Below are 20,614 nucleotides of genomic sequence, written 5' to 3'. Positions count from 1 at the left end.
AACCGAAACCCTTCCTCACTGCTTACTTCGGTTAACTGCTTGATTATCAAGAAGTTTTCCGTTTCGTCTGCGCCGGAAGTGGGGCGAATTATAGACAGATCCAGACACGCGTCAACCGTTATTTGACGGCCAGCTGCAAGTTTCTAGCTACAAGCTGCAAGAAGGGCTGAAAACCCGCATCCTGCTTTTAACTTGAAGCTTGCAGCTCATAGCTCGCAGCTGCTTTTGCGCACTATATTGCTCATTTATCCTTTCCCGATCATCATGGCCCCTTTCCTGCCCACGACCCTGGATACCCCGCTTTAAATGAACGCTCCCCGCAACAGCCTTGCCTCGACGCTATTCCCCGTAGGGCTGCTTATGATTGCCATGGCATCGATTCAATCCGGTGCGTCATTGGCCAAGACACTATTTCCGGTTGTCGGCGCACAGGGCGCAACGACCTTGCGGTTGTGCTTCGCCAGCCTGATCCTGCTCGCCATCCTGCGCCCATGGCGCGCACGCTTTACGGCCCGCTCGCTGCGCACGGTGTTCATCTATGGCATCGCCCTGGGCGGCATGAACTTCCTCTTCTATATGTCATTGCGCAGCGTGCCCCTGGGTATCGCCGTCGCCCTGGAGTTCACCGGACCACTGGTGGTTGCCTTGTACTCATCGCGCAAGATTCTGGATTTCGTCTGGATCGCACTTGCGGCCAGCGGCATCCTTCTATTGATACCCATAGGCCAGGCCAATGCCAATCTTGACCTGACCGGCGTGGCCTATGCCCTTGGTGCCGGAGTCTTCTGGGGCGCCTATATCATCTATGGGCACAAGGCTGGTTCCGACAATGGCATTCAGACAGCTGCACTCGGCGTGCTTATAGCTGCCTTGTTCATTGGACCGATCGGCGCCTTCCATGCAGGCTCTGCTTTGCTCGATATCGGCCTGCTCCCTGCGGCGCTCGGTGTGGCGATATTGTCCACCGCGCTGCCCTACAGCCTGGAGATGATTGCCCTGACGCGCATGTCGACCCGGACCTTCGGCATCCTGGCCAGTATTGAACCGGCGTTCGGCGCGCTTTGCGGTCTGCTCTTCCTTCACGAGGAGCTGTCCCTGACCCAATGGCTGGCCATCGCCGCAATCATTCTGGCCTCAGCGGGGGCGACTCTGACTTCACGCCCCGATAGCCCGCAATTGGTGCCCGCCGACTGACCGGTGTTTCACAAAGGCAATTGTCACTAGCATTTGTCTCGCGGTTGAGCCATGTTAAACCCCTGGCCGATCTCCAAGAGCCTCCCCGTCGCGGGAAATGCGTTGCAGCATTGAGCAGAACGAGAGTATTCAAGCTAGGTACTGGCTGCCATTGGCAGTCAGATTAAGGAAGGGAATGAAATACATCTTGATCGCGCTGACTATCCTGGCAGTTACGGGATGCGCAGCCACCTCCAAACCCGTCAAGCAGGGCAAGCGTGGTATTCACATCAACTGCTCAGGCCTTTCTTCCTCCTGGGACAAGTGCTACGAAATGGCGACCAACTCCTGTGAGTCCAGAAACTACAGGGTAATCGCCAAATCCGGCGATGCCGTAGAAGATCCCGGCGACTACCCTTTCGGCCTCAATCCCGCTGGCTATACCAGCCGCAGCATGATCATTCTGTGCAAAAAGCCTGAAAAGCCAGATCTCCAGCCTTGAACAAACCCTAAGTGCCGCAGCAACAGGCTACGGCACCCCGGATCATCAGACCGCAGCGGTACGCAGCTGCAGCCACTCCAGCGCAGCCCCTTGCACCAACGGACTCAGACGCAGGCGAACCTGGCTGTGGTAGTCATTGAGCCATGTGCGCTCCTCTGCCGTCAGTAATGACACCTCAAGACAGCGTGTATCGATAGGGCACAGGGTCAGGGTTTCAAACTTGAGAAACTCACCAAACTCAGTGCTGCCTGCTTCGCGATTGATCGCCAGGTTCTCGATCCGCACGCCCCAGCGCCCCGGCCGGTAGGTCCCCGGTTCGATTGACGTGATCATGCCTGGCAGCATCGCTGTTTGCGGGGTAGCCGGCGCCTGATAGGCGATGACCTGCGGCCCTTCATGCACATTAAGGAAGTAACCGACGCCATGGCCTGTGCCGTGGCCGTAGTTGACCCCTTCAGCCCAGATCGGCGCACGGGCGATCGCATCCAGCAACGGCGAAAGAATGCCTCGTGGAAACTGCGCACGCGACAGTGCAATCACACCCTTGAGTACCCGCGTGCAGTCACGCTTCTGTTCTGCACTCGGCGTGCCGATGGGTACCATCCGGGTGATGTCAGTCGTACCGCCCAGATACTGGCCCCCAGAGTCGATCAGCAGCAGGCCATCGCCCTCGATCTGCGCATGCTCCTGTTCGGTCGCTCGATAGTGCGGCATCGCGCCATTACCGTTGAAACCGGCAATGGTGGCAAAGCTCGGGCAAACATAATCGGGGCGCCGCTCACGGGCCTCGCCGAGTTTTTCATCAATGGTCAGCTCACTGACCGGCTCACGCCCCAGGGCAGAATCCAGCCAGGCGAAGAACTCGCACAGCGCTGCGCCGTCCTGCTCCATTGCCTGACGAATGTGCTGAGTATCGGCTTCGCTTTTCTGTGACTTGAACAGCGTCGTGGGATTCAGCCCTTCGACCAGGCTCACTTCACTGTCCAGGTAATCCAGCAGGCCACAGGTGACCCGGGCCGGATCGATCAGCAGGCGAGCGGATCGCGGCACCGCACGCAGCGCCGCGCCGATCTGGGTGTATTCCAGCAGGTTGATGCCATCGCGCTCCAGGCTCGAGCGCACCAAAGCATCCAGTTTGTTCGAATCGACGAACAGGCTGATGCTGTGGGGACCGATCAGGGCGAAGGCGATAAAGACCGGGTTGTAGGAAACGTCAGCGCCGCGCAGGTTAAACAGCCAGGCAATGTCGTCCAGCGTCGCGATGAAATGCCAGTCTGCGCCCCGCTCGCCCATGGTTTCACGCAGGCGGGCCAGTTTCTCGGCGCGATCGACCGTTGCCTGAGGCGGCAAATGTTCGTAGATGGCCTTGGCCGGCAGGCCCGGACGATCCGCCCACAGCTCGGTCAGCAGATCCAGATCGGTGCGCAGCCGGGCGCCACGGTCGTACAGCTTGCTCGCCAGGGTCCGCGATGAAGCCACCGCCAGCACCGCACCGTCTACCGCCACGACGCTGTCGGCCTTGGCCTGGTCGGCCAGCCATTCCAATGGCCCTGTTTGCCCCGGCTGCAGCTTGACCAGTTCGATACCACTGCCCGCCAGCTCTTTTTCGGCCTGTTCCCAGTAACGGCTGTCGGCCCATAGGCCAGCGAAATCATGGGTGACAATCAAGGTGCCGACCGAACCATGGAAACCGGACAGCCATTGCCGTCCCTGCCAGTAGCCCGGCAAGTATTCGGAAAGATGCGGGTCCGCCGAGGGCACCAGATAAGCATCAATGTTTTCACGGCGCATCAAAGCGCGGGTTTGCGCCAGGCGTTCGACGACCACTCCGTTGGTTTTCGGTTGCGTACTCATTGTTTCTCCTGCTGACCCGAAAAAAGCGACAGCAGGAATAATGGAGCACCACTCATGCCTGAGCAACCGCCCAGAACGCAGGTTGCACAATAGAGGCCCTGATCAGGCCAGCGGCATGGTCGATATCCGCCTCGCTGGTGAAGCGCCCGAGGCTCAGGCGGATGGTCTGCTGCGCCTCTTGAGCGTCAAGGCCCAAGGCCAGCAAGACGTGGGAAGGGGTATTTTTTGCTGAGTTGCAAGCCGAAGTGGACGAGAACGCCAGATCCCTGGCCAGTACCGCCAGATCGAGATCACCTTGTTCGAAGGTCAGGCTCAGCGTATGGGCGATGCGTTGAGTCACACTGCCGTTCAGGCGTATGCCCGGAATATCGGCCAGATGCGCGAGTAAACGCCGGTTAAGACGCTCGGTCCGGGCGATTTCTTCCTTTAACAGTTCGCCCGCCAGGGCAAAGGCAGTGCCCATACCCACGATCTGATGGGTGGCCAGGGTTCCGGAGCGCAGGCCATTTTCATGCCCGCCGCCATGGATCTGCGCCGCTACCCGGCGCTCGGCGCGCGGCCCGACATACAACGCGCCGATACCTTTGGGGCCGTAGACCTTATGTGCCGAGAAGGACATCAAATCAACCGGCAACGTCGCCAGATCAATTGCCACCTTGCCCGCCCCCTGCGCCGCATCAACATGGAACAACGCGCCATGCGCCCGCACCCGCGCGCCGATACCGGCAATATCGTTAAGCGTACCCAGTTCGTTATTGACCAGCATCAGCGAGACCAGCACGGTGTCCTCGCGCAAGGCCGCACTCACTGCCTCGGCACTGATCAGGCCATCGGCATCCGGTGCCAGAAACGTCACCTCGAACCCGACGCCCTGCAGTTGAACGGCAGTGTCGAGAATGGCCTTGTGTTCGATCTGGCTGGTAATGATGTGACCGCCACGCTCCCCGCCCTGCCTTGCATACGCCTGGGCCACCCCCTTGAGCGCCAGGTTGTTCGACTCGGTAGCCCCGGACGTCCAGATAATCTGCGTCGCGTCAGCCCCCACCAATGTGCCCACCTGGGCACGCGCCTGCTCCACTGTTGAGCGGGCGCGCCGACCAAATATGTGGGAACTGGAGGCTGGGTTGCCAAAGTTACCGGTCGCCCCCAGACACGCCACCATGGCCTGAATGACTCGCTCGTCCACGGGTGTGGTGGCGGCGTAATCGAGGTACAGCGGACTAGTGGTCATGAGATTCACCTGAAGTGCGTCACCCGGTCTGCGGGTTATCAGCGAATCGGCGCTTTTGGCGACAACCAAAGAGCCGATATTTCGTAGGGACTATCATGCACGCCTGCGATTAGATTAAAAAATTCTAATTTTGAATTTATATAGACTTAAATCGAATAAAAAAACAACACACTGCGCCGATCATTTTTTTCGATGTAATCCTTTTCCCAAGCTATTGTTGTTCCTTCCCGTTAATGTGGCGGGCTACGGATAGCTTTTAGCCTTTAGGCAACAGGGATGATTTCTACATGCGCGACTCCGCCCCCTTTCGATTGCACATAGACAGCGTCAAGCAAGACCTGCGCGTGCTCTCGTTCAGCGGCACGGAAGCGATCAACGAGCCCTTTGCCTTCCACGTCGCGGTTACCTGCACCCCGGATGTGCTTAACGTTGCGGATTTGCTCTATCAAAGCGCTTTTCTGCGTCTCGCCGGATCCGAGCACGGCATTCACGGCCAGATCAGCAAGGCCGGTATGATCAGCGCGGTGGGCGAGCCCGGTCATTATCTGGTGACCCTCAGCCCTCATCTGACCAGCCTGGCGATGCCGCCGCGCAAACGCATCTTTGCGCAGATGTCGGCACCGCAAGTGATCGACCAGATCCTGCAGGAGCAAGGGCTGGCGCCCGCAAGCTACCTGTTCCAGTTATCCGCCGACTATCCCCTGCGCGAGCACTGCGTGCAGTACGACGAATCGAATCTGCATTTCATTCACCGCCTTTGCGAAGAAGAAGGCCTGCACTACCGCTTCGAGCACAGCCGCAGCGGTCATCGCCTGATGTTCAATGATAACCAGACCTTTCACCGCATCCCTGCTCAGCACTTCGGCAAGGCCGGGGCTCCTGCCGTGCAGCGCTTTGAGATCAAGGTCGAGGATGACGAGCGGCGCCAGGTCACCAGTGCCATGGGCCAGAGCAATCAGCCTTATCTGGCCAGCGGCTATCTCATGCCGCTGCAAGGGCATGTCCGACCGGAATGCAACAGCCTGTGGCTGCTGACCGAGGTCGATCATCACTACCATCAGGACAACCCGCCTGATCTCTATAACAGCCACTACAGCAATCATTTCCGCGCCTGCGCCTGGGATAACACCCTGACCTCCCGTCACAAATACCCCAAGCCGCGCATCCATGGCCTGCATCTGGCACGGGTGATTGATCACGACCCGGCCTCGGCCGAGCGCATCAAGATCCGACTGGACTGGGATGGTGGGGAAAACGCCGTCTGCTGGGCCGCCGTCTCCAAGAGCGCCCTCTGGGACAAGGCCTCGTTACCTGCAATGGGCACCCCGCTCTATGTGTGTTTTGTAGAAGGCGACCCGGACCGCCCATTGATTCGTACGCCCTGACTTATTAGTTGACGACACGCTTTATATAGTGAAGCCTAATAGTGCGCCTGTATATGACACGCATTTGGATTGACGCTTGCCTGCAACAGTAAGAAGCGAGCATTTCCACAGCCCATTTCGACTAACTTCTGGCGTTGGAAAGCCGCCTTCGAGCTTTTATGCAACGCCTGAGGTCACCTTGTAAAAGCGTCTGAAAAATGTCACTGCACCGCCCTAGTGCATGCGATGTTTTTTTGACTACCTTTAAAATCAACAGGTTAAGAATATTTGAAAACCGCTTATCAAAAATTTAACAGAAACTTGACGAAATAATTTGACAGAACAGGCGACGCCACCGATATATATGCGTGTCAGATCATTCTCAGCACGTGCAGCATTGCCACAGAGCAATGCGCGAGAATGTCGAGCCAACACTGTCCTGCTCTGCCCACATGTTAGTTAATTGCAAGGTGCATGCTCTGCGCCTGCGGCCGTCTGTTGATTAACCCTTTTTTGAAAAAATGCCGAGTTCATCCGGCATGGCGGTAGCTTTGCCGAAAAATGGCTGATCGACACACATCTTAGTTAGCCCGAAACGATTTGCTGGCCTGGCAAAGATTGACTCGAAGTCCTGGCTAAAGGGATTTGGCGGTAGCGTGCCCAGACACGTCTACAGCAGCAAAAAACGGACGTTTTAGGCCGCCGGCCTGTTCCCACCTGGTAATCGGAGTGCGAAGCAGGGTTTGGCGTGCCTACAGGCGTGTCCCCTCATCTGAGTCGCCTGCGGCATGGACGAACACTCGCCAGCCCGCCCCCCTCCGCTTGCCATCCGGCCGATGCAGTTCTCGCAACGACAGCGCGCAACGCACATGGAGGCTTCGATGATCAACGTGACCAAGACGTACTTGGGGGATATCGACAAGTTCAAAGGCTATGTCGAAGGGATCTACTCGCGCGGCTGGCTGACCAACCACGGGCCGCTGCTTGGTGAACTGGAGACGCGGCTCAAGGATTATCTGGGCGTCAAACATATCATCCTGACCAACAACGGCACCCTGGCGCTGCAAGTCGCCTACCGTGCCCTGGGGTTGACCGGCAGCGCGGTGACCACGCCATTCAGCTTCGTCGCCACCAGCAGCTCGCTGCAATGGGAAGGTATCCGGCCGGTGTTCGCCGATATCGACCCCTGCACCTGGAATATTGATCCGCAGCAGATCGAGCGGCGGATCGAGTCCGACACCACCGCCATCGTCGGCACCCATGTATTCGGCAACCCCTGCGCCGTGGAACGCATCGAGCAGATCGCGCGCAAGCACCGGCTCAAGGTGGTGTACGACGGCGCCCATGCCTTTGCCGTGCGCCACGCCGGGCAATCGGTGCTCAACTGGGGCGATATCAGCACCTTGAGTTTTCACGCCACCAAACTGTTCCACACCATCGAAGGCGGCGCGATCATCACCAACGATGACGAACTGGCGCGGCGTATCTACCTGCTGTGCAACTTCGGTATTGCCGATACCGACCGCATCGACGGCATCGGCATCAACGCCAAACTCAATGAGTTCTCGGCAGCCATGGGCCTGTGCATTCTCGACGATATCGACAATATCCTCGAAGAGCGCGCGGAAATCGCCCACCGCTACGATGCCAGGCTGAGCAATTACCTGGACCTGCAAAAGCCCCAGGACAACAGCCTGCTTAATCGCAGCTACTACCCGGTAGGTCTGAACAACGAACAGCAGTTGCTGCGCGTACGCACCGTGCTCAACAGCCGGGGCATCAACCCGCGGCGCTACTTTTACCCGTCACTGGACACCCTGGAATATCTGCAACCGCAGATTCCCCAAAGCGAGTCCCGGACCCTGAGTGAGCGTGTGCTGTGCCTGCCGATCTATCCGGGCCTGGCACGGGAAGATCAGGACCGGGTGATCCAGGCCCTGCTGGAAGAGTGCAGCCTGTCCAAGGCGTTCTATCAGAGCCCTGTTCTGGCCCAGGTCATTTGATGGGCACGCCGCAGAAACGCTCGGTGGTGCGCAACACTGCGTTGAGCTATGCCGGCCAGGCTTACGCCATGCTGGTCGGCATTCTCATCATGCCCTTCTACCTCGGTCATCTCGGGGCGGAAGCCTATGGCCTGATCGGTTTCTTTGCAGTGATGCAGGCCTGGCTGCAGTTGCTTGACGCCGGTCTGTCCCCCAGCCTGGTCCGGGCTGTCGCCAACCAGCAGGGGTTGCCCCTCAGCCAGCGTAACACCGGGCACTTGCTGCGCTCGTTTGAGTTGCTGTTCCTGCCGCTGGCCGGATTGTGCTGTGCCGCCATCGCTGCGGCCAGTCCATGGCTCGCCGAGCAGTGGCTCAAGGCCCGGACGCTGCCGACCCAGACGCTGGTCGACTGCATCAGCCTGATGGGCCTGATCATCGCTTTGCGCCTGTATGCGACGCTGTATAAAAGTGGCCTGCAAGGACTGGAGCAGCACGCCTGGCTCAACGGCGCCAATGTAGTCATTGCCACCCTGCGGTACTTCGGTGGTCTGCTGCTGGTGAGTCAGATCTCCCAGCAACCGCGGGACTTCTTCCAGTTTCAGGTGGCCGTCGGCCTGCTGGAAGCGTTGATCTTCGCCGTGCGTGCCTATCAGCAGATGCCCGCACCCTACGCCCTGAGCGGGTTCGCCTGGCAGCTGGTCAAGCCGATTTTGCCGTTTGCCGCGAGCCTGTCCCTCACCAGCATTCTGTGGATTGTCCTGACGCAGCTGGACAAGGTGCTGTTGTCCGAGCGCCTGCCTCTTGATCACTACGGTTATTTCGCCCTGGTCGCGCTGATCAGCACCGGCATCATGATGCTCAGCAACCCCCTGGTACAGACCCTGCTGCCACGTCTGACAGTATTGATCGCCGAAGGCCGACAGGCAGAAATGCAACAACTGTTTCTGTCCGCCAACCGTTTCGTCTGCACCCTGTTGATTCCTCTGGCCGCGTTGATCGCGACTCACGGGCAGGCGGTGATCTACGCCTGGAGCGGCGATCTCGATGCAGCCCTGTGGAGCCGTTCGATTCTGCCCTGGTATGCCCTGGGCAGCGTGATCATGGCCATCAGCGCCTTCCAGTTCTATCTGCAATACGCCCACGGGCGGATCCAGTTGCACGTCTGGTACAGCCTGGCTTCGGCCGTGATTACCGTCCCGGTGATGTTTTTCGCCATTGCGTATCAAGGCGCCTATGGGGCGGCGCTGGCCTGGTTCGCCCTGCGCGCACTGTCCTTCGCCATCTGGCCGAGCATCGTGCATCAGCGCCTGGCACCGGATATCCAGGGGCCGTGGCTGCGCGACCTGCTGCGCATCAGCGCCATGAGCGCCGTAGGCGTCAGCGTGAGCGCGCCGCTGTTCAGCCTGATTGCCGACGACAGCCGCCTCGGTCTGTTGGCGGGCCTGGCTCTCAGTGGTCTGTTGACCCTGCTGCTGGTGATGGCAAGCGACCGGCCATTGATGACACGCCTCTACATTCTGTTTCGCAAACCGAGTACATGAGTCATGGATGAGTCAATAAAAAACCGAGCCGGGGCCGTCTCGAATGAACCACTGCTCAGCATCATCTGCCCGACCTACAACCACGAAGCATTTATCGCCAAGGCGTTGGAAGGTTTCCTGTCACAACAGACCTCGTTCAATTTCGAAATCCTGATCCATGACGATGCGTCCACCGACAACACCGCCGCCATCATCGCTCAATACGCCGAGCGCTATCCGACGATCATCCGCGCCTTCTATCAGGAGGTGAACCAGTTCCGCCAGGGCATCAATCCTTCACCCAGCCTGTTCCTCAAGTCCCGTGGCCGCTACATCGCCTATTGCGAAGGTGACGATTACTGGACCGATCCGCGCAAGCTGCAACTGCAAGTGGACTTCCTCGAAAGCCATCCCGACTACGTGATCACCTATCACGACGCCGTGGCCTTCGACGACGATGGTCAATACGGCGTGCAGCTCACCGGCGCGCTGCGCAGCGATGCCAGCGCCCTGCAATTGCAACGGGCGCGGGCCATTTCCACGCTGACGGTGTGCTTTCGCAACGTCATGAGCCCGCTTCCCGCCGAACTGCAGATGCCCGTCGCCCCCCTGGGTGACTTGTGCTGGTGGTCGCTGCTGGGCGCCCACGGCAAGGGCAAGTTCATGGCCGAAATCAAACCGGCGGCCTACCGGGTCCATCCCGGCGGGATCTTCTCCATGCGCAGCAGCAAGCAAAAGCTGCATATGACCATGCAGACTTACTCCGGCCTGGCCTGTTATTACCGCCGCCTGGGCAAGCAGGACCTGTACGAATACTTCCTGATCGAGGTGGTCTGCCTGGCGCTGGCGGCCCTGAGCCCCTGGCACAAACTCAAGGCTTTGGCACTGGTACTGCGCAACTTCAGCGTCAACCTGGGCAAGCGCCTGTTGATCAGCAATGGCAAGCCCCATGTTCAGTAACGTACTGCTGATCTGTGTCGGCAATATCTGCCGCAGCCCCATGGCCATGGCCCTGATGCGCCAACGCCTGCCCGAGCGTGATGTGCAGATTGTCTCGGCCGGAATAGCCGCCGTGACCGGTTCGGGTCTGGAGCCATTGGCCAAGGCAGTGCTCAAGCGCCACGGCGTGCCATGCGGTCCGCACAAGGCCCGCCAGGTCGACCGCCAGATGCTGCGCGACGCCGGGTTGATCCTGGTGATGGAGCCGGATCAGGCGCAGTACATCCTCAAGCTGGCGCCAGAAGTCCGTGGCAAGACCTTCCTGCTCGGTAAATGGCAGCACTCGTTGGCCATCGCCGATCCCTACCGGCGCCCGCAACTCGCCTTTGAACAGACCTTTGAGCAGCTCTCGCGATGCGTCGACGACTGGCTGCCTTATCTACCGTCAGGAGAAACAAGATAAATGACCGTCATGACGCGTTCTTCCCTGGACTATCACCAAGACTCCCGGATCGACCTGGCAACTATCTTGCGCACACTGTTTGATCACAAGGGCATGATCATCAGCATCGTCACGCTGTTTGGCCTGGTCGGCCTGGCCTACGCGCTGCTCGCGACACCGGTCTATCAGGCCAATGCAATGATCCAGATCGAGCAGAAAAAAGTCGGCATTGCCGGCACCCCCGATATCAGCAGCAAGCCGTTTTCCGTATCCCCGGCCACCACCGAGATCGAACTGATCAAGTCCCGCGCCGTACTCGGCAAGGTGGTGACCGACCTCAAGCTCAACATCGTGCAGGGCCCTAAATTCCTGCCGGTGGTCGGCCGCTATCTGTACCGCACCTTCAAGCCTGCCAAGGAAGGCGACTTCGGCCAGCCGCTGTTCGGCCTGACCGGCTACGCCTGGGGCGGCGAGCAAATCGACGTATTCCAACTGGAGGTTCCCGAAGGCCTGTTGGGCCAGGAACTGACTCTGGTTGCAGGTAAAGCGGGGATGTTCACGCTCTATGATGAAGAGCGCACGCCGTTGCTCAGCGGCGCGACCAACCAGGTGGTCGAAGGTCATGGCGTAAAAATCCAGGTCGCCACCCTCAAGGCCCGGCCCGGCACCGAGTTCCTGGTCAATAAACTGCGCACCCTCAGCGCCTCCCTGGCCTATCAGGATCGCCTGAAAATCAGCGAAGTCGGCAAGGACTCCGGGATTGTCTACCTGGCTATCCAGGACCCGGATCCGGACAAGGCCAACCGCGTACTCAACGAAGTCAGCCGCCTGTATGTCCGGCAGAACGTCGAGCGCAGCTCCGCCGAAGCGGCCCAGCGCCTGGAGTTTCTGCGCTCGCAGTTGCCGGGTGTACGCAAACAGCTGGAAGACTCTGAGACGGCGCTGAACAACTTCCAGACCAGCGCCAAGTCGGTGGACCTGAACATCGAGACCAAGGCCGTGCTCGATCAGGTGGTGCATCTGGACTCGCTGCTCTCGGAGCTCAAGCTCAAGCGCGTGGAAGTCGAGCGTTTGTATACCCCCGAGCATCCGACCTATCGTGCCCTGATGACCCAGATGGGCCAGCTGGAAACCCAGAAACAGGGGCTGCTGAAGAAGATCGAAGCCCTGCCCGTCACCCAACAGGAATTGCTGCGCCTGACCCGTGACATGCAGGTGACCAGCCAGACCTACACCCTGATGCTCAACAAAAGTCAGGAACAGGACATCCTGCGCGCCGGCAGCATCGGCAACGTGCGGATCATCGACAACGCCGACGCCAACGTCGAAGTCCCGGTCAAGCCGATGAAAAAGCTCATCGTCCTGGTAGCCCTGCTGTTCGGCACAGTGGTAGCGGTGGCCCTGGTATTCGTACGCCAGGCCTTCTATCGCGGAGTGGAAAACCCCGAGCTGCTCGAGCATAGCGGCATGCCGGTGTACGCCTCACTGCCGTACTCGCGGCAACAGGAGCGCCTGGACAAGAACACCCAGCATCGCTCGGCCCGGGAGTCGCGCCTGCTCAGCCTGTCGGCCCCTACGGAGCTGGCCATCGAGTCGCTGCGCAGCCTGCGCACCAGCCTGCATTTCGCCATGCTCGAGGCGCGCAATAACGTGCTGATGATCTCAAGTCCCTCACCGGGTGTCGGCAAATCATTCGTCTCCAGCAACCTGGCGGTGATCGTCGCCCAGACCGGCAAGCGTGTACTGCTGATCGATGCCGACATGCGCAAGGGTTACCTGCAACGGGTATTCGGCTTGCAGCCCAAGCACGGGCTGTCCGACACCCTGGCCGCACGGTTGAAATTCGCCGAGGTGATCAACCACACCGAAGTACGCAACCTGGATTTCATTTCCTGTGGTTTTGCCGCACCCAACCCGTCGGAGCTGTTGATGCACGACAACTTCAACAAGCTGCTCAGCGAACTCTCGCCCCTCTATGACCTGGTGCTGATCGACACCCCGCCGATCCTCGCCGTGACCGACGCCACCCTGGTCGGCCGTCAGGCCGGGACCTGCCTGCTGGTCACCCGCTTCGGCCTGAGTACGATCAAGGAAGTCGAAGCCTGCAAGCGTCGCCTGGGCCAGAACGGCGTGCTGATCAAGGGCGCCATCTTCAATGGCGTGCTGCGCAAGGCCGCCACCGCCGACTACGACTGCGCCGCCTACGGCTACGACTACACCCCGGTACGCAAATAATCCCCCCAAGGCGCTTCCCCTCACCATCCGCCAAGGAGTTACACATGGCCAGGACCATTGCAATGATGCAGCCCTACCTGTTTCCCTACCTCGGCTATTTTCAGATGATCGCCGCAGCCGATGTTTTCGTGCTCGGCGATGACCTGCAATACATCCGTGCCGGCTGGGTCAATCGCAATCGCATCCTGCAAAACGGCGCACCGCGGCTGTTGACGTTCCCCCTGAAAAAAGCCGGTTTCGAACTGCCCATCGTGGCACGACAGCTGGTTGATCCCTTTGAAAACGAAGCCTCGCGCCTGATCAATCTGATCAGCCAGTGCTACCGCAAGGCGCCCTACTTCGCCCAGGTCATGCCCCTGCTGGAACGCCTGATCCGCTTTCCCCAGCGCAACCTGGCCCTGTACATCGAACACTCGATCCGCGAGCTGTGCGCCTACCTGCATATCGTCACGCCGATCCTGCGCGGTTCCGATCTGTGCCTCGATTCCTGCGAAGACAAGCAGGATCGCGTCGCCAATATCTGCCTGACGTTCGCCGCGACCACCTTTCTCAACCCCATCGGCGGCAGCGAGCTGTACAACCGCGAGTATTTCGCCCGTCGCGGCCTGCTGGTGCGCTTTTTCCAGATGGACGCGATCGTCTATCGGCAGTTCAAGCACGACTTCGTACCCCACCTGTCGATCATCGATGTGCTGATGTTCAACTGCGTCGAGCATGTGCAGGAAATGCTCAAGTGCTACCAGGTCACGGACAGCCAAGGTGCCCCCGGTGAGCTCTCGCCGATATACGCCGACCCGAACGAACCGCCTTCCCACGCAATGGCCACGGAGTGCCCCCAATGAATCAGTTCGACAGCCCCGCCCGTTGGTACCTGATCCAGACCAAACCGCGCCAGGAAGCCCGCGCAGAGGAACACCTGCAGCGCCAACAGTTCGAGTGCTACCGGCCACTGCGTCCCGACGATGGAAAAAAGCGCACGCCCAGCGAAGAGGCGCTGTTCCCCGGCTACCTGTTCATTCGCATGGATCAGGTGCACGACAACTGGTACCCGATCCGCTCTACCCGTGGCGTCTCACGCATCGTCACCTTCGGCGGCCATCCGGTGCCGGTGCAGGACGAACTGATCGAACAGATCCGCGTACGCCTGGCAACGCCCGCGCCGCGCCATGAGTTCCGCCAGGGCGAGGCGGTACTGATCAAGGCCGGGGAAATGTGCGACATCGAAGCCATTTTCCTGACCCGTGATGGCGATGAACGCGCAGTGATCCTGCTCAACCTGCTGCAACGCGAACAGAAAGTGATCCTGCCCATAAGCAGCCTGTCGCGGATGGAAGCCAGAGTTTAAACAAAAAGCCTTGGGAGCATGGCTTGCCCGCGAAGAGGCCAGTACACCCGATACATCCTCCTCATCCGGAACACCGCCTTCGCGGGCAAGCCTCGCTCCCACGGGCCGCCATTGTCCCGTCTATTCACTCTGCGGAACCTCAGCATGCCCAACCTGACAACTCTGGTGACGCTCACCTATGGTGACCGTTTCAACTACCTGCACACGCTGATCAGCCGCTCGCTGGAAAGCCCTTTGATCGAGCGGGTGATCATCGTCAGCAATGCCTCGGTCGCGCCACTGGAGTCATTGGGTCGCGCCTGGCCCGGGCGAATCGAGATCATTTACCTGCAACACAACAGCGGTTCGGCCAAGGGCTATTCGGTGGGTATTCAGGCGGCGCTGGACGCCGGTGCCGAACATATCTGGCTGATGGACGACGATAACGCGCCGACCATCCACGCCATTTCGATCCTGCATCAACATCTGCACGAGCGCCAGCGCATCGATGGCCTGGACAAGGCCGCCGTACTGGGCTTTCGGCCGACCCACCAGGCCGACATCGCCGCCGGTGTGCCAGAGCGCTTTGCCATTCAGCGACGCTCCAGCTACTTCGGCTTTCATATCGCCCAGTTGCCCTACAAGATCTGGCGGCGCCTGCCCTGGGGCAAACCCCAGGGCAGGCACACACCGGCGCCGCTGGTGCAGCTGCCTTTCGCCACCTACGGCGGCCTGCTCGCCCACCGCAGCCTGTTCCATCAGATCGGCCTGCCCCTGGACGCGCTGATGCTGTACGCCGACGACAGCGAATACACCTGGCGCATCACTGCCGGCGGCGGGCGGATTTTCCTGGTTCTCGAAGCCCTGCTCGACGATCTGGAAGACTCCTGGAACATCAAGGCCCGCACCGCCAACATCTATGAGACCTACCTGCTCGGCAGTTCCGACCTGCGCGCTTACTACGGTGCCCGTAATCAGGCCTGGTTCGACAAGAACATCTGGGCCCGTTCCGAGCTGCTCTACCGCCTCAATCGCTGGGTGTTCTTTCGCCTGCTGCGTCTGATCGCCCGGCGCCGCGGAGCCGAACAGCGCCTGAGTCTGATCGAAAAAGCCATAGACGACGGTGAGTCCGGCCGCCTCGGCCTGAACAGGGCGTATCCACTATGAACATTCTGTTCCTCAGCAGTCTGTACACGCCCCATGTCGGCGGCGGCGCGGAAGTCATCCTGCAACGCACAGTGGAAGGTCTGGCCAGGCGCGATTGCCGGGTCAGCGTGCTGGTCACCGGGCCCGACGCCGGGCTGAGTGAAGAGTCGCTGAACCGGGTGCGGGTCTACCGCGCCGGGCTGCGCAACTTCTACTGGCACTATACCGACCGACGCCCCGGCCGCCTGCTGCGTCTGGGCTGGCACCTGCGCGACCGTGACAACCAGGGCATGCGCGGGCCTATCCGCGAAGTCATCGAACGGGTCAAACCGGACCTTGTGGTGTGCCATAACCTCACCGGCTGGTCGGTCTCGGCCTGGGATGAAATCCGCGCCAGCGGCCTGCCTATCGTCCAGGTCCTGCATGATTACTACCTGCTCTGCCCCTCCAGCACGATGTTCAAGAAGGGCCAGGCCTGCCAGAACCCGTGCGGGCTCTGCGGGCGACTGCGCCAGGGTCACGGGCAGCGCTCGGCCCAGGTTGCGACCGTGGTCGGGGTCAGCCGCTTTGTGCTCGAGACCCTACAGGCCCGGGGGTATTTCCAGGGTGTCCATAGTGAAGTGGTGTACAACGCCAGCCCCTTCACTCCGGCACCGCTCAAGGCTCTGCCGCCGCCCTCGTCAAAGGCGCCGCTGCGCTTTGGCTACATGGGCACGCTGTCAGGCGCTAAAGGCCTCGCCTGGCTGATAGAACAATTCCAACAGCTGCCGTTCGATGCCACCCTGCAGATTGCCGGACGCGGGCAAAGCGAAGATGAGCTGCGCTTCAAGGCCATGGTCACTTCGCCACGCATCCAGTTCGTCGGCTATCAGACGCCTCAGGCGTTCTACGGCCAGATTGATGTCGCCATCGTGCCATCACTGTGGAACGAACCCTTCGGCATGGTCGCCGTGGAAGCCTGCGCCCACGGCGTACCGGTGATCGCCAGCCGTATGGGCGGCCTGCCGGAAATCATCCAGGACCAGCACAACGGCCTGCTGTGCAGCCCCGACGACCGCGACTCCCTGGGCGTGGCCATGCTCAAGCTGCATCAGCAACCGGAGCTGCTGGCCAGGCTCGCCCGCCAGGCCCGTGGCAGCGTCCTGGCCCTGCTGGATCTGGAACGCATGCTCGACAGCTACCAGCGCATTTTCCGCCAGACCCTGGACCGCGACCGATTACCCCAGCCCATGACGCTTGCTTGAGAAACATCATGCCCAGGCCCCTGTTGATGCTGCTGCTCGCCAGCCTGTTCTACACCGCCTGCGCTCCGGCCGAAGAACCTTTCATTATCGGTGTCGCCACCGACCTGATGAATAAAGCCGCGTCACCGGCCAGGACCCTGCAATTGCTTGAAGATGCCGGCGTCGACTCGGTCCGTGACGACGCCTGGTGGCCCGTCGCCGAACCGCAGCGCGGCGCACTGCGTATCGACCCGGCCTGGCAGACGTATGTCAGCAAGGCGCGGGAACATCGCCTGCGACCCTTGCTGGTGCTGGGCTATGGCAGCCCGTTCTACGACAACTATGCCAAGCCCCGGCAACCGCAAGTCCGGGACGCCTTTGGCAATTACGTGAGTTTCGTCAGCCGCGAGCTGAGCGCCAATGTCGATTTCTATGAAATCTGGAACGAGTGGGACAAGGAGAATCCGGCCGCCGAAGAGTTCAGCCTGGACTACAGCCAACTGGTCGAAGACAGCGCCCGGCGCATTCGCCAACAGAAAAAGCCGCAGACCATCCTCGCCGGTGCCGTGACCAGCCAAGGCCTGGACCTGGGTTTCGCCGACCGCCTGATCGAGTCCGGGGTGCTGCAACATGCCGATGGCCTGTCCCTGCACCCCTTTGTGTATTGCCGCCACGACGAGCGTCGCACCCCGGAGCGCTGGATGGCCTGGCTGCGCTGGATCGACAGCGATCTGCGCACCCTGGCGGCGCGTCCGGTGCCGTTGTACCTGAGCCGGATGGGCTGGCCGAGCAACAACGGCAAATGCGGACTGAGCGAACAGACCCAGGCGGCTTACCTGGCGCGCAGTTTTTTTCTCGCCCAGACCCTGCCGGATATCAAGGGTCTGTGGTGGGCCGGCCTGTTCGATGGCAGCGACCGTCGTGACCCGCAACAGAATTTCGGTCTGTTCAGGGAAGACCTGACACCCAAGCCGGCCTACCTGACCCTCAAGGCAATCAGCCCGACGCTGCACGACTACCGCTACGACCCGGAAAAAAGCCGCGAGCTGGACGGCAACTACCTGCTGCGTTTTGCCAGGGGCACCGATCAGGTACTGGTGGCCTGGACCAGCGCTGCCAGCAACACCGTCCGGGTCGACGCCAGCAGCATGCAGCGCGGCAACGTGCAACTGATCGACAGCAGCCAGCCGCTCAAAGGCCAATTCGACAGCGGCATCGCCTGGCAATGCAACGACGGTCGCTGCACCGCACAGATCGGCCTGGATGATTTTCCCAAGATCATCAGCCTGGGCAACAAACCGCCGTTGTTTGCCCAGTGACAAGCTTTTCGCCTGGGTTTTGTAATCAATCACTTGAAGGGATCCATGAGAGCTGTGGGAGCGAATTCATTCGCGAACGCGATGTTTCAGACGCTGCATATGCGTCGGATGTCCCGGCCTCTTCGCGAATGAATTCGCTCCCACACAATCGCGGCCAAACAAGTCCTTCTCCAAGCACCGAATCCATCACCTTGCAGGACGCACCCGATGATCGTTATCAATGCCCGTTTTCTCACTCAGGAACTGCGGGGAGTGCAGCGTTTCGCCGAACAGATCTGCCTGGCGCTCAAGGCGGTGCGCGACGATCTGGTCTTCGTCGCGCCCCATGACATCAAAATGCACGACAGTGCGCGCCTGCTGGACGTGCAGTGCATCGGCCATAACCGCGGCCATCTGTGGGAACAACTGGACCTGCCGCTGTATCTGCTACGCCACGCCAGCCCCTTGTTGGTGTCCCTGGGCAGCAGTGCGCCGATGTTCTACCGCAACCAGTTGGCGACCCACCATGACATCAATTACGTGCGCCATCCGCAGAGTTACTCCCGGGGATTTCGTACGATCTACCGGCTGATGATGCCCATCCTCTTGTCACGCCTGCGCGCGTTGCTCACCGTCAGCAGCTTCTCCCGTGGCGAAATCGCCGGGCATTACGGCTTTCCCGAGCAGCGCATCTTTGTCGTGCCCAATGCCGTCAGCGCGGCGTTTCAGCCCGGCCCGCCACTCAGTAACCGGCAACACTTCCTGCTGGCCGTGTCGTCACCCAGTGCGCACAAGAACTTCAATCGCATGATCCAGGCCTTTCTCAGCCTGCGCGGCTATCCCGACCTGCAATTGCATATCGTCGGCGCCGCCAGCGAAATCCATTCCGACCCGGAACTGCAGCGCCTGGCCTGTCGCGACCCGCGCATCCGTTTTCTCGGACGGCTGAACGATGCCGAGTTGATTCAGCAATACCAGAGCGCTGCGGCATTCGTCTTTCCGTCGCTGTATGAAGGCTTCGGCATTCCGCCACTGGAAGCCCAGGCCTGCGGCTGCCCGGTGCTGGCGGCCAATGCGGCGTCTATACCTGAGGTGCTGCAAGCCAGTGCCCTGTATTTCGACCCCCTGGATATCGGCCATATGGCCATGGCCATGCAACGCATCCTTGAAGACTTGCCGCTGCGTCAGGCCCTGCGGCGGCGCGGCTTCAATAATGTCTCGCGGTATTCCTGGGATGAGTCGGCGCGGCGCGTCTCCCTGCGTATCGATACCCTGCTCGCCGGGCACACAGCAGCAGAGCCGCCTTCCGCCAGCCCCGAGGCGCGGCCATGAAACGTCTTGCCTATCTCGACGCCCTGCGTGGCATAGCCGCTTTGCTGGTGGTGTTCACCCATAGCCTGCCGTTGATGTATCCGGGGCATATCTGGCTGTTCGACGTGCTGTTCGATCCGGGCAAACTGGGTGTGCTGTGGTTCTTCATGATTAGCGGCGTGGTCATCCCCTATAGCCTGCGCCCAGGCCCCGATGGCGCCCGGCACTTTGTGGTGTCGCGCTTCATGCGCCTCTACCCGGCGTACTGGCTGTCGTTACTGGCCTGGCTGGCGATGCTGAGCCTGACCGGCAGTGCGCTGCCGCCATGGCCGCAGATCGTCGCCAACCTGAGCATGGTCCAGGCAGCCCTGGGCTTCGAGGATGTGATCGGCCTGTACTGGACGCTGTTCATCGAACTGGTGTTCTACGCCCTGTGCCTGCTGCTGTTTCTCAGTGGTCGCCTGTACCAACTGCAGGTACGTCGCCGCTGCGCCCTCGCGGCACTGGCCGTGGCACTGATCATGGCCGCAGCCCGGGCCATCAGCGACAGCAAGCTGCCGGTGGCCTTGCCCCTGGCCTTGTCGCTGATGTTCAGCGGCTCGATCTGGCGCCAGTGGCTGTTGGCCGAACACAGCGCAGAACTGGCAAGCAGCCTTCGTCGCCTGTTGCTCGGTTACGCCCTGCTGCTGCCACCGACTTTGATCCTCGGCTACAGCGCCGACATGGGCACCGGCGAAAGTTGGGGGCGCTACCTGTTCACCTACGTCCTGGCCCTGTCCAGTTTCATCCTGCTGACCCAGAAATGGCGCCTGAATCATCCCTTGCTGGTCTGGCTCGGCGGCATCAGTTACTCCCTGTACCTGCTGCATCCCAGCCTGCTGTTGCTCAGCCAATACCTGTTCGGACCGGGTACGTTGGCCGCGTTGTCGACCCTGATACTCAGCCTCGGCGCCGCCCATCTGTGCTTTCGCTACCTGGAAACGCCGTTCATCCAACTCGGCCAACGCCTTAACCAACGCCACGCCAAGACGCACGCCGCACGCGCCTGAAGTAGAGCCGGGCCAACCCAG

Annotated in this window: 17 protein-coding genes; 15 read left to right on the top strand and 2 right to left on the bottom strand. The window is 60.5% G+C overall.

The window, feature by feature from the left end; all coding sequences use genetic code 11:
* The first annotated feature begins 306 nt into the window (after positions 1-306).
* Entirely contained in the window at positions 307-1,194 is an 888-nt protein-coding gene (gene rhtA / locus M2401_RS33495; protein WP_259111230.1) for a threonine/homoserine exporter RhtA, read from the top strand.
* A gap of 175 nt (positions 1,195-1,369) precedes the next feature.
* Entirely contained in the window at positions 1,370-1,675 is a 306-nt protein-coding gene (locus M2401_RS33490) for a hypothetical protein (protein ID WP_259111229.1), read from the top strand.
* A 45-nt stretch (positions 1,676-1,720) separates the two neighbouring features.
* Here the strand turns inward: M2401_RS33490 and M2401_RS33485 are convergent, their stop codons facing one another.
* Positions 1,721-3,529: an aminopeptidase P family protein gene (locus M2401_RS33485; protein ID WP_259111228.1), complete on the bottom strand. Its 1,809-nt coding sequence runs from the start codon at positions 3,527-3,529 to the stop codon at positions 1,721-1,723.
* Positions 3,530-3,581: 52 nt separating this feature from the next.
* Positions 3,582-4,760, bottom strand: a complete 1,179-nt coding sequence (locus M2401_RS33480) for an aminotransferase class V-fold PLP-dependent enzyme (RefSeq protein WP_259111227.1) — start codon at positions 4,758-4,760, stop codon at positions 3,582-3,584.
* 287 nt (positions 4,761-5,047) lie between these two features.
* Between M2401_RS33480 and M2401_RS33475 the strand changes: the two genes are divergently transcribed.
* From M2401_RS33475 to M2401_RS33415, 13 genes are all read left to right on the top strand, one after another.
* Positions 5,048-6,145 (top strand): contractile injection system protein, VgrG/Pvc8 family, encoded by a 1,098-nt coding sequence (locus M2401_RS33475; RefSeq protein ID WP_259111226.1) that lies wholly within the window; start codon positions 5,048-5,050, stop codon positions 6,143-6,145.
* An 860-nt stretch (positions 6,146-7,005) separates the two neighbouring features.
* On the top strand, positions 7,006-8,127 hold the full coding sequence (locus M2401_RS33470; protein WP_259111224.1) for a DegT/DnrJ/EryC1/StrS aminotransferase family protein: 1,122 nt from the start codon (positions 7,006-7,008) through the stop codon (positions 8,125-8,127).
* A complete protein-coding gene (locus tag M2401_RS33465; protein ID WP_259111223.1) occupies positions 8,127-9,647 on the top strand; it encodes a lipopolysaccharide biosynthesis protein in 1,521 nt (506 codons plus the stop codon). The genes M2401_RS33470 and M2401_RS33465 overlap by 1 nt, the downstream gene beginning before the upstream one ends.
* 3 nt (positions 9,648-9,650) lie before the next feature.
* A complete protein-coding gene (locus tag M2401_RS33460; protein WP_259111222.1) occupies positions 9,651-10,586 on the top strand; it encodes a glycosyltransferase in 936 nt (311 codons plus the stop codon).
* Positions 10,576-11,028, top strand: coding sequence for a low molecular weight protein-tyrosine-phosphatase (locus M2401_RS33455; protein ID WP_259111221.1), 453 nt, complete (start codon positions 10,576-10,578; stop codon positions 11,026-11,028). Before M2401_RS33460 ends, M2401_RS33455 begins: the two co-directional genes overlap by 11 nt.
* The gene (locus M2401_RS33450) at positions 11,029-13,242 is read left to right on the top strand and encodes a polysaccharide biosynthesis tyrosine autokinase (RefSeq protein ID WP_259111219.1); all 2,214 of its coding nucleotides are present in this window, start codon (positions 11,029-11,031) and stop codon (positions 13,240-13,242) included.
* A 44-nt stretch (positions 13,243-13,286) separates the two neighbouring features.
* Complete coding sequence (locus M2401_RS33445; protein WP_259111217.1) at positions 13,287-14,084, top strand: WbqC family protein; 798 nt, start codon at positions 13,287-13,289, stop codon at positions 14,082-14,084.
* Positions 14,081-14,587, top strand: coding sequence for a transcription/translation regulatory transformer protein RfaH (gene rfaH, locus M2401_RS33440; protein WP_259111216.1), 507 nt, complete (start codon positions 14,081-14,083; stop codon positions 14,585-14,587). The genes M2401_RS33445 and rfaH overlap by 4 nt, the downstream gene beginning before the upstream one ends.
* A 144-nt stretch (positions 14,588-14,731) precedes the next feature.
* The gene (locus M2401_RS33435) at positions 14,732-15,733 is read left to right on the top strand and encodes a glycosyltransferase (protein ID WP_259111214.1); all 1,002 of its coding nucleotides are present in this window, start codon (positions 14,732-14,734) and stop codon (positions 15,731-15,733) included.
* Positions 15,730-16,956, top strand: coding sequence for a glycosyltransferase family 4 protein (locus M2401_RS33430; protein WP_259111213.1), 1,227 nt, complete (start codon positions 15,730-15,732; stop codon positions 16,954-16,956). Before M2401_RS33435 ends, M2401_RS33430 begins: the two co-directional genes overlap by 4 nt.
* Positions 16,957-16,964: 8 nt before the next feature.
* Positions 16,965-18,254 (top strand): hypothetical protein, encoded by a 1,290-nt coding sequence (locus M2401_RS33425; RefSeq protein WP_259111212.1) that lies wholly within the window; start codon positions 16,965-16,967, stop codon positions 18,252-18,254.
* A 207-nt stretch (positions 18,255-18,461) separates the two neighbouring features.
* Positions 18,462-19,565 (top strand): glycosyltransferase family 1 protein, encoded by a 1,104-nt coding sequence (locus M2401_RS33420; protein WP_259111211.1) that lies wholly within the window; start codon positions 18,462-18,464, stop codon positions 19,563-19,565.
* Positions 19,562-20,593, top strand: a complete 1,032-nt coding sequence (locus tag M2401_RS33415) for an acyltransferase (protein WP_259111209.1) — start codon at positions 19,562-19,564, stop codon at positions 20,591-20,593. The genes M2401_RS33420 and M2401_RS33415 overlap by 4 nt, the downstream gene beginning before the upstream one ends.
* Positions 20,594-20,614: the final 21 nt, after the last annotated feature.

Origin of the sequence: Pseudomonas sp. JUb42, assembly GCF_024807945.1 — a bacterium.
Taxonomy (GTDB): domain Bacteria; phylum Pseudomonadota; class Gammaproteobacteria; order Pseudomonadales; family Pseudomonadaceae; genus Aquipseudomonas.
Note: the sequence above shows the minus strand (reverse complement) of the source record. Positions and strands in the feature narration are given on the sequence as shown.

Bases quoted from the DNA above. Each gene is read 5' to 3' on its own strand.
- M2401_RS33455 (WP_259111221.1), top strand. From the start codon at position 10,576: ATGTTCAGTAACGTACTGCTGATCTGTGTCGGCAATATCTGCCGCAGC.
- M2401_RS33420 (WP_259111211.1), top strand. From the start codon at position 18,462: ATGATCGTTATCAATGCCCGTTTTCTCACTCAGGAACTGCGGGGAGTG.
- M2401_RS33490 (WP_259111229.1), top strand. From the start codon at position 1,370: ATGAAATACATCTTGATCGCGCTGACTATCCTGGCAGTTACGGGATGC.
- M2401_RS33425 (WP_259111212.1), top strand. From the start codon at position 16,965: ATGCCCAGGCCCCTGTTGATGCTGCTGCTCGCCAGCCTGTTCTACACC.
- rhtA (WP_259111230.1), top strand. From the start codon at position 307: ATGAACGCTCCCCGCAACAGCCTTGCCTCGACGCTATTCCCCGTAGGG.
- M2401_RS33465 (WP_259111223.1), top strand. From the start codon at position 8,127: ATGGGCACGCCGCAGAAACGCTCGGTGGTGCGCAACACTGCGTTGAGC.
- M2401_RS33485 (WP_259111228.1), bottom strand. From the start codon at position 3,529: ATGAGTACGCAACCGAAAACCAACGGAGTGGTCGTCGAACGCCTGGCG.
- M2401_RS33450 (WP_259111219.1), top strand. From the start codon at position 11,029: ATGACCGTCATGACGCGTTCTTCCCTGGACTATCACCAAGACTCCCGG.
- M2401_RS33430 (WP_259111213.1), top strand. From the start codon at position 15,730: ATGAACATTCTGTTCCTCAGCAGTCTGTACACGCCCCATGTCGGCGGC.
- M2401_RS33445 (WP_259111217.1), top strand. From the start codon at position 13,287: ATGGCCAGGACCATTGCAATGATGCAGCCCTACCTGTTTCCCTACCTC.
- rfaH (WP_259111216.1), top strand. From the start codon at position 14,081: ATGAATCAGTTCGACAGCCCCGCCCGTTGGTACCTGATCCAGACCAAA.
- M2401_RS33480 (WP_259111227.1), bottom strand. From the start codon at position 4,760: ATGACCACTAGTCCGCTGTACCTCGATTACGCCGCCACCACACCCGTG.
- M2401_RS33470 (WP_259111224.1), top strand. From the start codon at position 7,006: ATGATCAACGTGACCAAGACGTACTTGGGGGATATCGACAAGTTCAAA.
- M2401_RS33435 (WP_259111214.1), top strand. From the start codon at position 14,732: ATGCCCAACCTGACAACTCTGGTGACGCTCACCTATGGTGACCGTTTC.
- M2401_RS33460 (WP_259111222.1), top strand. From the start codon at position 9,651: ATGGATGAGTCAATAAAAAACCGAGCCGGGGCCGTCTCGAATGAACCA.
- M2401_RS33415 (WP_259111209.1), top strand. From the start codon at position 19,562: ATGAAACGTCTTGCCTATCTCGACGCCCTGCGTGGCATAGCCGCTTTG.
- M2401_RS33475 (WP_259111226.1), top strand. From the start codon at position 5,048: ATGCGCGACTCCGCCCCCTTTCGATTGCACATAGACAGCGTCAAGCAA.